This is a genomic window from Fulvivirga ulvae, assembly GCF_021389975.1.
Taxonomy (GTDB): domain Bacteria; phylum Bacteroidota; class Bacteroidia; order Cytophagales; family Cyclobacteriaceae; genus Fulvivirga; species Fulvivirga ulvae.
The window spans coordinates 5,182,658-5,199,272 of record NZ_CP089981.1 but is presented as its reverse complement, the minus strand read 5'-3'; the positions used below and the strand labels follow the sequence as shown (position 1 = coordinate 5,199,272).

9 protein-coding genes are annotated in these 16,615 nt (G+C 41.8%); 1 reads left to right on the top strand and 8 read right to left on the bottom strand.

Annotated elements, in window-relative coordinates:
• Positions 1 to 4: 4 nt before the first annotated feature.
• Both LVD17_RS21960 and LVD17_RS21955 read right to left on the bottom strand, forming a co-directional pair.
• Positions 5 to 1,021: a sulfotransferase family protein gene (locus LVD17_RS21960; protein ID WP_233761334.1), complete on the bottom strand. Its 1,017-nt coding sequence runs from the start codon at positions 1,019 to 1,021 to the stop codon at positions 5 to 7.
• Positions 1,022 to 1,105: 84 nt separating this feature from the next.
• Entirely contained in the window at positions 1,106 to 2,785 is a 1,680-nt protein-coding gene (locus LVD17_RS21955) for a hypothetical protein (RefSeq protein WP_233761332.1), read from the bottom strand.
• Positions 2,786 to 2,873: 88 nt separating this feature from the next.
• Here LVD17_RS21955 and LVD17_RS21950 point away from each other — a divergent pair, with 88 nt between their 5' ends.
• The gene (locus tag LVD17_RS21950) at positions 2,874 to 3,791 is read left to right on the top strand and encodes a sulfotransferase family protein (RefSeq protein WP_233761329.1); all 918 of its coding nucleotides are present in this window, start codon (positions 2,874 to 2,876) and stop codon (positions 3,789 to 3,791) included.
• Positions 3,792 to 3,829: 38 nt separating this feature from the next.
• Here LVD17_RS21950 and LVD17_RS21945 read toward each other — a convergent pair whose 3' ends face one another.
• From LVD17_RS21945 to LVD17_RS21920, 6 genes are all read right to left on the bottom strand, one after another.
• A complete protein-coding gene (locus tag LVD17_RS21945; protein WP_233761327.1) occupies positions 3,830 to 5,059 on the bottom strand; it encodes a glycosyltransferase in 1,230 nt (409 codons plus the stop codon).
• Between the two features lie 15 nt (positions 5,060 to 5,074).
• Positions 5,075 to 7,306 carry an exopolysaccharide transport family protein gene (locus LVD17_RS21940; RefSeq protein WP_233761325.1) on the bottom strand — a complete coding sequence of 744 codons (2,232 nt, stop codon included), beginning with the start codon at positions 7,304 to 7,306 and terminating at the stop codon, positions 5,075 to 5,077.
• 14 nt (positions 7,307 to 7,320) lie between these two features.
• A complete protein-coding gene (locus LVD17_RS21935; protein WP_233761323.1) occupies positions 7,321 to 8,616 on the bottom strand; it encodes an OmpA family protein in 1,296 nt (431 codons plus the stop codon).
• Positions 8,617 to 8,648: 32 nt separating this feature from the next.
• Entirely contained in the window at positions 8,649 to 9,668 is a 1,020-nt protein-coding gene (locus LVD17_RS21930) for a PorP/SprF family type IX secretion system membrane protein (RefSeq protein ID WP_233761321.1), read from the bottom strand.
• Positions 9,665 to 11,335, bottom strand: a complete 1,671-nt coding sequence (locus LVD17_RS21925) for an MBG domain-containing protein (protein ID WP_233761319.1) — start codon at positions 11,333 to 11,335, stop codon at positions 9,665 to 9,667. Before LVD17_RS21925 ends, LVD17_RS21930 begins: the two co-directional genes overlap by 4 nt.
• Positions 11,336 to 11,489: 154 nt before the next feature.
• A complete protein-coding gene (locus tag LVD17_RS21920) occupies positions 11,490 to 16,535 on the bottom strand; it encodes an MBG domain-containing protein (protein ID WP_233761317.1) in 5,046 nt (1,681 codons plus the stop codon).
• Positions 16,536 to 16,615 lie beyond the last annotated feature (80 nt).

Below are 16,615 nucleotides of genomic sequence, written 5' to 3'. Positions count from 1 at the left end.
CCCCCTACCAGTCATTGTTTTCGGCAAAACTAAGCTTTACAAGATTGTCTCCTGCTGCCTTCTTAAATATATCTTTTTTACTTTTATCCCAGGATAGCCACTTTTGGGTCGGCTTGAATTTTTCATCCTTTTCCACTGGCTTCCAGTGCACTTCACCCTGGTCTCCTTTGTAGCTCGACGATCCTAAAACGGGTATTTCATCAATCTGGTCCCATGGGTACTTATCTACATCTACGTTAAGGAATTTCAGTATTTTGGGCAATTCTTCCCTGGCACTATCGTTGAGATAATCATACCTGGTTGTAATGATCCTGTCACTATATCCTGCCTTACCGGCCATAGCTTCAAACTCAAATATAGTATCCACTCTTTTTGACCAACGCTCACACATTTTTCTGAAAGCACCCTTCCCTCCCCACGATTTTGAGAACGACTCTATGGTATCGCGGCCATCTCTGTAAAGAATAATGACCTTGCATTGTGGAAAAAGATGGAAGAAATTATCCAGATGACCGGCATCAGGTGTCTTGAAAAGTAACGTACTGCCGGGTTTTGCAAAACGAGCAAAGTACTGAAGCACACCGTTACCCATAGCCCCCATTAATGCGCGCGCATGCTCCTGAAGTACCGGCTCCCCTCCATCGATCCATTTATTCCATGTGCTTACTGTTTTGTAGGCATACTGCTTTAAATGTTCAGAGTAGGTATAAAGACACTGCTCGTCGGGCAGATCGGCTCCTGAGAGAAACTCGAGCTCCGGGTGTTTGTCTAGCATATGGCTGAGAAAGTTGGTTCCGCTACGTTGGGTCGGCGAAACTATATAAGCAGCTTTAACCTCAGCAACATTAGCTCCTGACTGGGGTCCCGCAGCTGAAAGACTGCTCCAATCCATATTAAATGGAGTATCCGGATACAACGGATACGGACTATCTAAGTCTCTGAACAGGTAATTTGCTCTTATATCATTATATAGCTTGCTACCAAATAGTTTCTTAGCAGTTGCCGACAACGATTTGATCATATTTGTACGTCTTATAACTATAATTTAAACTACAAAGCTAATGCTTTGATTTACTTATTCCAGCGATATCAAAATTATTAGGGATCAAGGCTCAAGAATGATGAGCCGGGGGAACTCCGTAACTTCTATATTGACATTTTTCTTTGCGTCAAGGCAGTTGGCCTTAAATCCATTGTCAAAATTTTCAAGGGCAAACTCTGAAACGGAGCTATAACTTTTTTTCAATGGTAAGTTCACTTTGGTGGTACTGTTATTATTGGTACCCATCCAATACATAAATGCTACTTTATCTCCATTGTTTAACTTCATTACGCTTAAAGGACCTTTGAAATAGGCATATTCAAGTTTATATCCGGCCAGTTTATTGCCTAAAAAATTAACTACGTGCCATGCCAGATCCTTGTCCCCGTTTTTTCTTATTAACCCCGAAGTGCTAAACTTTTGGCGGAACCCCCACGCTTCAATGGCAACAGGGTCTTTTAAAGTAAAAAGAAATGTTTTATCATAACCCGCACCGTACATAGACATTAAGAGCCTTGTAATGTGCTTAGCCTGGGCAAAAGTACTGATTTCGTGAGAGTCCATGCTATCGACATTGGTAGTCGGGGTACCTATTGGGCTTACATCTCCCACCACCTTGTCATAACCGGTTTCTGTCAGGTATATCGGACATGAATATTTGGACCTAAGTGCTTCCACAAAATCTTTTGATTTGGATATCATCTCCGTATTTTCTACAATATCACTCGTTTCAGCACCTGTTTGGCTACCATTTTTAAATGGATATGCATGGGCGGTCAAAATGAGGTTATCCTCTGGTATAACCTGTTTGCCATGTTTCCCTGCATCCCCGCGAAGGATCTTTAGTTCCTCTAACACGTTGAGCACGTAATCAGATTTGATATCAATGGGGCTCGGAAATGCAATTTGCATGGACGGGTCAGCATTGAGTATCCCATGGCCTTCTCCCATTTGCCCCATATGACCATCAATCGCAGCTGATAAAAAGGCAGCTAAAATTTTTGGGGTGGCCCTTTCCCTGTCGCTGAACCAGTCCTTATCCATTTCATTACCCGGTTCAATAGCAAAAACCAGGTCAAGACCTGCTTTAATCTCATTATTGGATGCCAGCTTCAGTAGCTTCGGATCTATAGTTCCTCCTTCACTAATCAGCTTATTTTTACCATACCTGGCTGCAAACTGGTACAAAAAGGATGCATAAGCTTTATAATCCATAGGGTTTTCAGGATTTCCTCCCTCATCCCACGGGATTTGCCACACATTGATCATACTATCCTTCGGTACATTGGTATATAACAGGTTTCTGGCAAGAACCGGTATGGACTTCAGCCCACTTTCTTTCATGGTCTGAAGAAATGCGTCAAAATCAAAGCCTCCTGCTCCCTTTGCCGGATTAAACCCTATTTTGTCATTTGGGTATGCATCATGAGGAATACTACGGTCGACCCTGCACCTTTTACCTTTCCATTCGGTAACTATTTCTTCGCCGGTAAACACATGACTGTCCATGCCAAATATCCGATGGTACTTAGCCACCTGATATTGATCTTTGATCTTTGAACCATCCTGCTCCCTGACTGAGTTGATGCCTAAAAAAGTATCGAATGTATTTTTCTGAAGCGAGGTGTTATTGTTTAGAATAATTTCCTCGTTTTTTGCAGACTGGTATGTTTTATCAAAATTAAGCCCCAGCAATACTGTTGAACCAACTAATAGAAATGTACCTATATATGTGAATTTCATTATCTTATAAACTTGTTACTCAGTATTTGGTTTAATTATGAGTATAACAACAGTAAGAATAACTAGTTTTGAATAAAATCAATCATTAGTGGAAAAGTTACCTGACTTCTTAATCATTGGCGCCGGAAAATCCGGCACAACTTCGCTTGATAATTATTTAAAACAGCACCCTGATGTTTTTATGAGCCCGGTAAAAGAACCGGACTTTTTCTCCTATGACAGAATTGATATTTCAACACTGGATAAGGACGCTTTAGCACATTATCATACATCTATTACAAAAATAGAAGATTATTTAACATTATTCAAAGCTGCTCAACCAAATCAGGTAATTGGCGAAACATCGAATACTTATCTTGTAATTAAAGGAACGGCCGAGACAATCAAAGATTATATACCGAATGTAAAACTGATTGCAATACTAAGGCAACCAACAGAGCGACTGTATTCAAGGTATCTGCACCTGGCCCGTGAAAATGAACTACCCTCTCCGCACTTTGAAGATGTACTGGACCGCAATTCCATCTGGTGGGTAAGAAATGATTTGGTCAGGGAAGGTTTCTACTACGAAAATCTCTTAAGGTATTATAGTCTATTCCCCAAAGAAAACATACGGGTTTATTTAAATGAAGACCTGAAAAAGGACTCTAATGCCCTTATGACGGACCTTTTTGAATTTATCGGAGTCAGGCCTTTAGAGGCTATCAACGATTCGGTTAAATACAATAAGTCAGGCTTTATTAAAAACAAATTTTATGACCGGACCCTTGGGCACAACAGTATTTTTAAGAAAGCAGTAAAAAAGATGACTCCAGCGCCACTTTATAATAAGGTAAAGGATAACATTTGGCTGCAAAAAATGGTTAACAACCTCAAAAACAGAAATTTAGAGCAACCCAAGCTTGACATTGATCTACATAAAAAAATTACCAGGGATATCTACGCAGAAGATATAGTTAAGCTGCAGGATCTTATTGGCCGTGATCTGAGCCATTGGCTAAAATAGCAGCCTGATGTTGGCAGCAGTGAATATGAAAATGTAATCTATGGCTTTAATTCAGGGGAAGCGTTTATATTTTTCTCATCTAATATTTGCTCCATTACTCTGTAAATATTTTCTGCATTATTTTCCCAGGTATGCGATTTGGCAAAGGCTATTCTCTCGGTAGCCACACTATCATTGTTTTCAGCTATGGCCTTTTCGACCAATAGTACAAATTCATCAGCACTTTTGCTCAAATAAACATGGTTTTCAAAATAGATCATTGCTTCGGTATATGTTGCCACTACTGGTTTCCCCATGGCCAGATATTCATCCACTTTCCTGGGATAGTTACCGATTGTAAGATCATTTACAGCCTGAGGGTTAATGGCAACATCAAATGCTCCTATATATTCAGGTAGTTCGTGCGACTGCTTGTTTCCCAGGAAATAAACATTGTCCATATCATGCAGGCGGGACTGTTTAAAATCCTCATCTTCAGGCCCCACCAGCACCAGGCTTCCCTCCTTCATCGTTTCCGCCAAATGCTCCATTAATGCAATATCAAGCCGCATGCTGGTAAGGAAACCCAGATAACCTATGACAGGTCCCGGTATGCTCCTGATATCTTCAGGCTTACGGGTAATTTTATTCCTGTCAAACAATGAAAAATCGCACCCCTGCCCAACCATGTACGAATGTTCATTATGTTTTTTAAGGTAATTGACCAGATAATCAGAGTTACCCACTACAGCATCATACTTACCGGCCAACTCAGGCTCCATTTCCAGACCATGCCTGGCAAAATAATCCTGCGAAACCAGGTTATCACGGATGTAATAAATGGACAGGTCAGGCAATAGCATCTCGGTGGCATAGAAGCCTAAAAACATGAGACTGTCATTAAACAGGATGATGTTTTCAAAAGATAATTCGTCCAGAGCTTGTCTTATCTCTTCGTAGAATATCTTATTGTTGCGTTTATTTAAAAAGGTATAGAGCGAAGACTTAGGGACCCAGTTAATACTTTCTATCATTCTCTTGGGATAGAGTGTCCAAAGGCTGTCCGATACCTGAACCATCCCTTCCTGCTTTCCTTTAATGATATCCTGCCTTTTCCTGACTTCGTCGGTATGCTTGTCGCGTATGCTGGTAATTCTGTTGAGTGGCTCATTGACGTAAAGCACCCTGTTGTTTTTTGCAAATTCTTCAGCCAGGTTCTTGCAGTTACTACCTATTGATATGTCCCACGGTTGTATGCCTATTACAACAATATCTCTACCTTTAATCATTCGGTGGAAGTTGTTTTAAATTTTCAGATTTTCATTTTCCACTTTATTGAGCACCGCTCCCATCAAACGTCCGTTCAATGACTTCAGGTAGCTGATGGACTCTTTATCCTGTTGTTTTATAGTAGACTCTGCCGAAAATACAGGTAAAACAACATCGACATACTCAACAAGCTCTTTTGTATCAGGGAAATCATTGAGGGCCGCTCCTTCCATTAAGATATAATCGTAGCTCTGTTGAAAAGTTTTGATCATTTTCTTAAAGTCACGTCCTGCCAGTATTTCCATCGGGGAGTTTGTTGACGGGTTGCTACCAATAATATCGATATTCCTATGTCCGGTAGGATAAATTATTTTCCTTGTAAAATCCTGATCCTCTTGCTCTTCATCTATAGGAGCCTCTTCAAAATTCGGCGCATTGATCAGGTAGTTCTTTCTGCGCTTATCACCTTCTTCCAGCATTTTATGAAAATTAGGCTTTACCAGCAATTGCTTGGTAAGTCCGTTATTTTTAAAGTTGGTATCGATAATAAGTATTTTTTTCTTAATAAGGCTCAGCGAGTAAGCCAGGCAGAGGATAAAGAAGGTCTTACCCTCTCCCATTTTTGTGCTGGTCACCAATACCGAATGTGCTCCTGAACCTTCAAGTTCAAACCTGATTTTTCTGAGCAATTGTTTAAACACGACCAGGTCCGGATGATGACTGTTTTCATTGAATATATCTGTTAGTTTCAGGTTTTTGGTAGCGATTCTGTTTACTGTTCCAGCCAGCTGAAGCTTGGTTACTTTCCGGAAATTATCACTGGTCTTAATCCTAAAGTCAACAAACTCCATCAAAACAATAAAGACTACACAAAGAGCAAAGCTGCTAAAACCTGCCAATGCGGTGATGATCAGCGTATGTGAAGACTCTGGTTCGAGAGCAGGCTGGCCTTCCTTTACAATCCTTATAGAGCTCCCTAAAACTAACGAACGATTTTTATACTCGTTATATTTATCCAGTGCCTGGTTATACTCCTTGGTTGCGAGTTCAACTTCCTTGGTAAGGCCTTCAAGCGTAGACTCTTTGGTGTTGTGAGATGAGATCTGAGACCTGAGCCTCGCCAGTGTATTGTTAATGCTTGCCAGGTTTGACTCCGCAATATCAAGTTGCAATTCGTAGCTGTCCAGTTCCTCCTGCAGTGCGGCTTCATCAAGCAAGGTAGCCTCTGTACCTAACTTGGTCATTTCCGCCTGCATTTCCTCTCTCAACTGCGTAATTGTACTCTCCAGCTCAGCGTCTTGTGACCCTCCATCAATATAAAGTTGATTGAGCTTATTAATCCTATCGCGTAGCTGAAGTACCTTGGCATTGTTTCTCCCATTTTTATTGCTTGCTCTGTCCAGCTTATTTTTAGTTTGGATAATGGAAAGCCTTAATGCCTTAATGCTACCCTCTTCTTCCCGCTTCTTCACTTCATACTCCATGATCTGATTTATCTTCAGGTCACTTTCTAATTGCTGATTAAGCACCTGGTTATTGCTTTTGAAGTCATTTAGCCTGGCTGTATGTTCGTCAAGGACAGCTTTTTTCTCTTCGACCAATTTAGCCAGCAGCGAAACGGATTCATCCGACAAAGAAGATTTCAGGTTTCTGTTGTAACGAATGAATTCATCACTCAAAGTATTTACCACATAAGCCGATAGCAACGGGTTTTCGGAGGTAAATTCGATAGAGATGAAGTCTGAATTTTTAACACGGTGAATATTTAACCCACTTTCCTTTAACCAGAATGAGTTGTATCTGTACAACTTCAGCTGTTCAAGCAATTTTACCTCCACAGGATCAAAGGCAGATAACAATTGCATTGATTTTAGTTTCTCCTTATACAGCTTGACCCATTCTTGCTTTTGCTCAGGGGTAGGGCGTTTAATATCCTCATTTTCGGAATAATCCACCGTTCTAAATGGAGTTTCCGAAGTAAGGTCATGAATAATGAGATTATATGAGACAAGAGTAACAACTAACTCCGAGTTTATTTGCTCAATGAGGTTATTGAAATCCTGGGCGGTTTTACCCATGTTAAACTTCTCATCTGTTAGTTTCACCGATTCGTCTGTTGTGAAACCTGTTGCCAGTTGTGAACTGGATCTATAACTTTTGGGCAGGCTCGACATGACGATAAAGGCCACAGTGGCTCCTATTATCGGAATGATAATCAGAAGCCACAACCGCTTCTTTATTAAATTTATGAGATAATAAATGTTCATTTCTTTATCCGCAATTAGTTTGGTGGATTCGAGATTATAATTAAAACACCTTGCTGTTTTTCGTCAACGGTGCCACCTGATTCAGCACCATACAACTTCCCAGAACTAGTAACACTTATCTTATCCTCATTAATTCCAGAAAGCTTCAAATAATTTACAATTTTATCCAATCTTTTATTGTTAACCTCGACTTTTTCATTTTCGTCTGCAAAACTGAGCAAATTTATCCGAGAGTAGCGCTGATAATTCAAATCTTTTACCACATCAGACAATTTTGTCTTCTGGCTTTCAGGAATGTCAGCAGACTGTTTATCAAAGGCTATAAAGTGCTCCCGCTTAGACCCCTCGTTTCTCAGATCAGCTAATATTTTTCTGGCTTCCTCTATAAGACTTTCCTTAAGTGCCGCCTGGGTATTTTTTTCAACACCAACCACCCTAGTCTGGTATATATCAGACAGGGTTCCGTCTCTGTTACTTGAAAACATTACAATGGAATCAGGGCCGATGCTAAGGTAGGCATCAAATCCTGGGCTATTTATTTTGCTTCCCAGATTTCTGGGCTTGCTCCACACTGTCCAGCTGTCATATAAACGTTCTGACACAAAAATGTCAGCATCCCCATAGCCTCCATGTCCGTTACTGGCAAAATACAGTCTCTTTTTATCGTCAGATAAGTACGGCGATATTTCAAATCCCGATGTATTAATGGTGGTACCAAGGCTGACAGGTTTGCTCCAATAGCCCCCCATATTCTTTAAACTTACATAAAGGTCTTCATTTACCTGGGATTTATCCCCCTTCATTGATATGAGTAAAACATCATATGTCGGACTCATATAAAAGCCTACAAAGTCGTCCCGGTTGATACCCGGGATGTCAATAACTTCAGGAGTGGTCCATTTACCATTATAGTTTTTGGTAAAAGCTATGCCCCGGTGATTATTGTATGTATTCAAAAGGTAAAGCACCTCGTTATCATGCTTTACTCCAATTACTGCATTATTATCTTTATTATTCAAAAGGCCTATATTGTTAGTAGCCTCGCCCCATTCATTGCCATCTTTTCTTTCGGACATCCATATATCCATACCCGCATACTTCCCTCCCGTATTTCCATTGTGCAGTGCCCTTACAAAATAAAGTTTCAGGCCGTCGTGTGACAAGATCGGGTTTACCTCCTCGGAGTCAGAATTAATCGCACTGCCAAGCTTAGCAGGCTCTGCAAACTCCAGATCCTGGGCCTGACCTGTAACAGCTATTCCTGCCAGTAATAAAATAGTGAATATTAAAATTATACTCTGATTATGCATTTAGTCTTTTGATTAATCCTATACCCCAGGCTTTACCATAGCCTTGCAGGAGTAGAATATTTATTAAAAATGGCTATTCCCAGCGTAAATTCATGATTACCGGTAGTAAATTCTCTTAGATCGTTAAGATAATAGTCATAGGAATAGTTAATACTATACTTGTTCTCAAAAGTCAAACCAAAAAGTACTGCAGCTTTTACATCATTTTCATATGTCAGCCCTACATAGATCATTTCATCATACCTTACACGGGTATTGGCCTCCCAGGTAACCCCATAAAGGTCACTATGACTCACCCGCGCCCCGGGATAAATATCAATTACCGGACTTAGGTCAAGTTGTACACCAATGGTCGCATGATACGAAATGTCCGAGGCCAGTTGTAGCAACTCTCCTTCTCCCAGGGATTCTGAAATTAAATTAGATGATGAAAATCCCACATAAAATTTGTCACTGTAGAGAGTCATTCCGAAATCCCCAACAAACTGTTGTTGCTTTCCTCCATTTGAATCTCTGAGCATATCAATAAACGGGTCGCTCTCTTCTCTGAAGGTGTAGCCATTAAGGTTAATATCATAGTTTATATACCTCACCCTTGTACCCATTGATAAGCTTGTACTACGAGATAAGGGCAAGTGATAAGCATAATTAAGGTTCGCGGACATAGACTTGAAAGGCCCAACAGTCTGAGAGGTAACCATACCTCCTACCCCGTGCATCCGTTTCAGAGAGTTGGAATTAGCTACTTTATCATAAGCTTCAGGATTGCTTATTCTCAGGGAATTGTTTTTGAAAACAGTTGGAGACGTTCGCCCCAGTGAAGCATAGCCGCTCAGGTATATGGAGTTATTTTTATCTTCAAAACCATTCCATCTTTGCCGAAAAGCACTCTTGACATCAAGGAAAGGCTCCATTCCGGTATATCCGGGGTTTACCGAAGGTAGGTTTAAATAATACTGTGTAAAAGCCTGCTGTTGGCAATACCCCTTTAGGCTAAGAAAAATTAACCCTAAAGAAAGCAACAAACCGATTTGTTGTGTTTTGCTAATCATCTTAATAATGTCACCGTACCACGGTATTTTCTCTTTCCGTTATCCAGGTCAATGGTATAAAAATAGGCCCCGGCAGGAAGTAGTTTACCATTATACCTACCATCCCATACACAATCTTCTCCCTGACACCTAAAAACCTCTGTCCCGTTGTAATCAAATATCGAAATTGAGATTACCGAATAAAGTTCCAAATTTACAAAATTCCAATAATCATTTACATTATCTCCATTTGGAGTAAAAGCATTTACTATGTCAAGTTCGGGGAGTACATAAATATTTATATCTCTTGAAACCGGACTACTCTTGTATGATCCGTCATCTACAGTTATGGAAACGCGTTTTTTGACAGTATTTGTTTCCCCTAAAATCCTGTTCTTATAATGTACCTTTGACAGCGCTATTTCATAGTTGGACCTTGTATCTGTCCCCGTTAAAGTAAGTAAGCCGTGCTCTTGGTCAAAGTCAGCGGTAATGTTTTTATTTTCTTTATTATTATACAGCAGCATATCTTCATCAGGGAAATAGTTAACGTCAATCATTACAGTTGCTCCTTCCATTTCTGTATCATCAAAATCATTAATGATCAATGTTTGACTCACTGCTATTCCCGGGTCGCCCTGACGGTAAAGTATAGGCTCGCTCTCCAGATTACTGATCACTGGTCGTCCTCCTGTGCCATCACCTCCGTCATCGCCATTATCATTGATTACCAATGTAGCTCTGACTTCTCCAAAATAATTCTGTTCACGAACCTCAGCTTCCACTGCATAGGTCCCTTTATCCACTGGCGGAGACACTGTACCATTATAAGTCACCCTTACGTTTAATCCCGCCGGATCGGTGGTTACGGTCACTGGTTTAGCGGAACCATCGTAGGCCGCAATCAAGTTTGACAGCGTTACCACTGCTTCTTTTTTCTGAATAGTAAAAGTGCCGGTAGCACTGCCTGTATAATTGAGATCACTGATAACAGCCATCAATTCATAAATACCCGCGTTGGTGGGAGCTATGGGCTCGCCATCATACAAAAAATCAACTGCCAGTCCGTTTGGTATGGTCGTCGCAGATGCCTGTCTGGGACTTCCATTATAAATAGGTGAAATATCAGCCAGCTGAACAGTGGCATGAGCCTTTGCAATAGTGAGTATTCCCGAGGTATTACCCTCATATTGGGGGTCATTAATGGTAGCTTCCACTGTATATGAACCTGCATTTACAGGTGTAGTGGCTGAACCATTATAGGTAAGATCCACAACCAGCCCTGAAGGAGAAGTTGTTACTCCCGGAATGTAAGGCGCCCCGTTATAAGTGACGTTGAGGTCATGAAGGGTTATCGTTCCCTCTTTTTTATGAATAGTCAGGGTGAAGGACTGCACCGAATATTGGGTATTATCGTAAACTCTTCTCACCATTATCTCTATAGGAAAAGTTCCTGCCTCATTTGGTTTCCCCTCCAGCTCTGCTGTACCATCACCATTATCCTTTAATTCTATTCCGCCAGGCAAAGTACCACCTGATAGTATTATCTCTCTCGTAAAGAACCACCAGTCACTTGTAGTAATGTTATATTCATAATTTTCATCCAGCTTTCCTTCCTCTACCGGAGTACTGGTAAATTCAGGTTGCGCAGCCAATAAAGCATAAATACTGGTAAAGGTGATAATCAAAAAAGATCTATATAAAATATTGGGCTTCACTGTGAACGTTATCTTTAATATTTCAGATGCAGCGTTGTCAATCACAATCACTACTCTTCACAAACAACTGAAATAATCAAAAGTTTTAACGATCACAAAAGAAGAAAACCCATTGTGTTTCAGCCTATTTAAATATAGTTACTGTACCCTTATACTTACGTTTGCCATTATTAAGATCTATAGTATAAAAGTAAGGACCCGCCGCCAATGGTTTGCCATTATACGTACCGTCCCATTGACAATCATTTGTAGAACAATTAAATACCTTTATACCTTTTTCGTCAAAAACCGATATCTTTATTACCGAGTAAAAACCCAGATTGTCGAAATACCAGGTATCGTTCGAACCATCCTCATTGGGCGTAAAAGCACTAAAAATTTTCACTTCAGGTAGTACTTCGGCAATTTTAATTTGCCTGATTATTTTATTACTTGTCTCAATGCCATCACTTACCGTTACGGAAACGCTTTTGTTTAAAACATCTGTAACACCCAACACCGTATTTCGATATTGTACGTTCGCCAGGGCATCTTCATACGCAGACCTCTTATCCGCACCGCTAAGAGTCAATACTCCCTGTGAGGCTTCAAAACTACCAGTGATATTGGCATTTAATGTATTATCGTAAAGCAGCACATCTTCTCCGTTGACATAACCTGTTTCAATCTTAATGGTGGCACCCGCCATATCAGCATTGTCAACATCGTTTATAATTAAAGTCTCAGTTATCGATCGGGCCGCATCTCCCTGACTATAGTAAAGGGTATCATCTGCATGGGTAAGGAATGGTACGTCATTTACAGAAACAATATTAATAGTGGCTTTGGCAGATTGTTGCGACCAATTATAGCCGTCGTAAGCACTCCAGTTAAATGTGGTTTGTCCACTTTGATCTTTAGGCCCGGTATAAATCAAGCCACTAATATTGCCTCCCGCAACCTGCACCTCATCACCTGGCTTCAGCGCCGTCCCTTTCCATTCAAAACTGCCCATCAGACTGGGCAAAGTTTCAATCCTGATTCTATCAATATTGTCACCATCCGGATCCTGATAGCCAGTGCTAAAATCACTAACTCCTAATGAATAGCCTTCATCCTCATTAACCGTAATACCAACATCGCTGACGACCGGCAATCTGTTAATACCTATAGTATAAGACTGGGTTGAAAACTCTCCAAGCATATCGGTCACTGTTAATGTCACCAGAAAATCGCCTGTTGCATCAGACGGCACTGTACCGGACAACACTGCGGTACCATCTCCGGTATCAGAGAGGGATAGCCATGGAGCAGCAATGTCACCAGTTATGGCAAGCACATCACCAGCATCCGCATCATAGGTGGTGATGTTATAGACATACTCTTCTCCTACAATTACCCGAATATCTGAGACACTACTGGTAAACACCGGCTTATCATTTATCGGGTTCACAGTTACTAAAAATGTACGCACTATACTGTTTTTCACTGCTGCACCATCATCCTGAACGGTTACCGTAACGGTGGCACTGCCATAAGCATCTGCTACAGGCTGAAAAACCAAAGAGCCGGCAGGCTCCGGGCTTGTATAATTAATGGTGAAATTATTAATAAGGTCAGTATTGTCAGAAACGGCAGATACTGTTAGCTGTTGGCTCTCACCCGTACCGGCAGTTATACCACTCAGCGGAACCGTGACAGCACCGGCATCTTCATTCACAGGGCTAAGATCTGCAATAGGGTCTAAAGTTGGCGGGTTATTTTCATACTGAACTGTAATCGTAAAGGACTGTGTATCACTGGCACCGCCTGTATCCTGTACCTTCAGGTTAATGGGATAAGTTAAATTGTTAGTCTCGCTTACAGGATGGACTCCCGTCAAAGTTGCAGATCCATTGCCATTATCAGTAAGACTAAGCCATGCAGGCAATGTGGTTGTCGATACAATAGACCTGCTATCACCTGCATCTACATCAGTGGTAGTGATGCTATAAGTATAAGTTACACTTTGCTTTGCGGATATCACCGGCGAAGAGGTAAACTCAGGAGCATCATTAGTGTTGGAAACGGCAATACTGAATGATTGATCTGAGGAAATTCCGAAAATATCTGTTACTCTTAACAATACTGCATGGCTACCTACATTTGAATTACTCGGTGTTCCTTGAAGTGTAGCTGTTCCGTTTCCGTGATCGGTAAAAGTTAGCCATGAAGGCAATGTTGGAGCAGTTATAGTTCTGTTGTTATTGTCGGGGTCGGTCGTAGTGATATTATAAGTATATGGTGCATCTTCTGCTACGGACGTAACCGGCGTTGATGTAAAGACCGGTTGCTCATTAGAAGCTGCTACACTTATTGTAAAGTTCTGAGTGTGTTTATTTCCATTATTGTCACTTACCTCCAATGAAACAAAATGATCACCTATATCAGAAACAGCGGCAACGCCCGACAGCTCCGCTATGCCACCTCCATTATCAGTAAAAGTGAGCCATGCCGGTTTAAATACATTAGTATAAGTTAAGACATCTGCTTCATCAGCATCAGTAGCAATCACTTCATAATAGTAGTTTTCCCCTTGTAGAATACCATTTACAGGATCAGAAATTATTTTGGGTATATCCTGCACAGAGGCTACGCTTACATGAAACTGATCCTCTACCCAGAGCCCGCCACTATCGGTCGCTCTTATCGTGATATCAGCATCTCCGTATTTATCAGGAGCAAAATCGATAGTAAGCCTCCTTACCCCACCTGAAGAGGTTATAAACAGATCAGCAAATAGAGAAGGGTTAGTATTAGCAACAATGGAATAAGTTAACAAACTTCCATCTTCCGCATCATTAAACGAATTTCGCAGATTAATAAAATAATTTGCAGCATCTTCATTTACAGGCACATCTGCAATGCCCGACGTAGTTGGAGGTGCATTTATTTTCAAGGTATTTGAAGCAGACCCGCTGTAATTTGTTTCATTGATTGTAACCTGTACCGCATAAGAACCCGAGGCCGAAGGTACCGCTGTGGAACCATTATAGGTAACAATGGTCGTTAACCCTGAAGGTACGGTCGTGACCGTTACAGGTTTAGGGCTCCCGTCATAGTTTTGATTAAGGTTTGAAATAGTTATAGAAGCAGCGGCCTTACTGATAGTAAGTGTATTGGTTGCCAACCCTGAATAATTTGGTGTGTTCACTGTAGCCTGCACTACATAGCTTCCCGCATTAACAGGAGCCGTCAAAGAACCGTTATAGGTGAAATTTACCGCAAGTCCTGAAGGACTGGTTGTCGCAGTTGCACTTTTAGCTGTACCATCATATATAAACGCCAGGCTACCAAAAGTAATGGTGGCCGTTCCCTTCTGAATCACAAACACATCGCTTGCTGACCCCGTGTAATTAGGATCAGCCACTGTAGCAACTACATTATAACTACCGGCATTCGTAGGTGGAGTAGGCGAACCATTGTAGGTAAACGAAACAGAGAGCCCTGACGGGGTTGTCGTAACTGCTGCCATTTTAGGAGTTCCGTCAAACACAGCGCTTAATGAAGTAAATGAGACAGCGGCATTAGCCTTGGTAATTTCAAATGTGCCAGAAGCCGAACCTTCATAGTTAGCATCATTAATAGTGGCCAATAATGCATAGGTACCAACACTGGTAGGTGGTGAAGCCGATCCGTCGTAGGTGAAGTTAACTGTAAGACCAGATGGACTTGTTGTGGCTGTTGCGGATTGAGGGGAACCATTGTATGCTACGCTGGTAGTGCCCAAAGTAACAGTTGCCGGCGCTTTGGTAATCTCAAAGGTGCCACTGACTGACCCTTCATAATCCGGATCATCTATAGTTACTTCAAGGGCATATGTGCCCGCATTTACCGGCAAGCTGGTTGAACCGTCATAAGTGAAGATCAAATCCAGATCCGCCGGACTGGTAGTAGCTGTTGCCGACTGTCCTGAACCATTATAAACCACACTGGTCGTACCAAGAGTTATGGTAGCGTTTGCCTTTGTAATTTCAAAAGTACCGCTGGCCGATCCTTCATAATTCCCATCAATGATTGTGGCTTCCAAAGCATAGCTTCCTACCTCTGTCGGCGGCGAGCTGGATCCGTTATAGGTGAAATCAACAGCCAACCCGGTTGGTGTGGTCGTGGCGGTGGCCGACTGCGGGGAGCCGTTGTATACCACGCTGGTTGTACCCAACGTAACCGTTGCCGGTGCTTTGGTGATCTCAAAGGTACCACTGGCTGACCCTTCATAGTTCTCATCATTGATTGTGGCTTCCAAAGCATAGCTTCCTACCTCTGTCAGCGGCGAGTTGGATCCGTCATAGGTGAAATCAACTGTCAGCCCGGGCGGTGTGGTTGCTGCGGTGGCTGATTGAGGGGAACCGTTGTATACCACGCTGGTTGTACCCAACGTAACCGTTGCCGGTGCTTTGGTGATCTCAAAGGTGCCACTGGCTGACCCTTCATAGTTCTCATCATTGATTGTGGCTTCCAAAACATAGGTCCCTACCTCTGTCGGCGGCGAGCTGGATCCGTCATAGGTGAAATCAACTGTCAACCCGGGTGGTGTAGTTGTTGCGGTGGCTGATTGAGGGGAGCCGTTGTATATCACGCTGGTTGTACCCAACGTAACCGTTGCCGGTGCTTTGGTGATCTCAAAGGTGCCACTGGCTGACCCTTCATAGTTCTCATCATTGATAGTGGCTTCCAAAACATAGGTCCCTACCTCTGTCGGCGGCGAGCTGGATTCGTCATAGGTGAAATCAACTGTCAGCCCGGGCGGTGTGGTTGCTGCGGTGGCTGATTGAGGGGAGCCGCTGTATACTACACTGGTCGTGCCTAAGGTAACCGTTGCGGCAGCTTTATCAATAGTCAGTGTGAAAGCCTGAACATCATTATTTATAGGAAAAAGGGTCTCACGCACGGTTAATTCGATGGGAAAACTACCCGTTTCAGTGGGTGTACCTTCCATTAGCGCAGTCCCATCACCGTTATCAGTCAGGGTAATGCCATCCGGAAAAGTACCAGAGGTAAGTAATATCTCACGTGAAATAATTACCTGGCCACTTGTAGTAATATCATAGGTATAGAGTGCATCAAAAGTGCCAGTTTCTACAGGTACACTTGTAAAAGCCGGAGATTGAGCCCATGCATACAATGACACACAACAATATGTTGCTGTCATAAGCAAAACTCGTATGGTTGTATTTAAACTGCTCAAAATCTTTGTAAATTACTGTTTTTCAATAACAAATTTAAATAAAT

Excerpts from the sequence above, each read along its gene's own strand:
- LVD17_RS21960 (WP_233761334.1), bottom strand. The coding sequence starts at position 1,021 with ATGATCAAATCGTTGTCGGCAACTGCTAAGAAACTATTTGGTAGCAAG.
- LVD17_RS21955 (WP_233761332.1), bottom strand. The coding sequence starts at position 2,785 with ATGAAATTCACATATATAGGTACATTTCTATTAGTTGGTTCAACAGTA.
- LVD17_RS21945 (WP_233761327.1), bottom strand. The coding sequence starts at position 5,059 with ATGATTAAAGGTAGAGATATTGTTGTAATAGGCATACAACCGTGGGAC.
- LVD17_RS21940 (WP_233761325.1), bottom strand. The coding sequence starts at position 7,306 with ATGAACATTTATTATCTCATAAATTTAATAAAGAAGCGGTTGTGGCTT.
- LVD17_RS21935 (WP_233761323.1), bottom strand. The coding sequence starts at position 8,616 with ATGCATAATCAGAGTATAATTTTAATATTCACTATTTTATTACTGGCA.
- LVD17_RS21930 (WP_233761321.1), bottom strand. The coding sequence starts at position 9,668 with ATGATTAGCAAAACACAACAAATCGGTTTGTTGCTTTCTTTAGGGTTA.
- LVD17_RS21920 (WP_233761317.1), bottom strand. The coding sequence starts at position 16,535 with ATGACAGCAACATATTGTTGTGTGTCATTGTATGCATGGGCTCAATCT.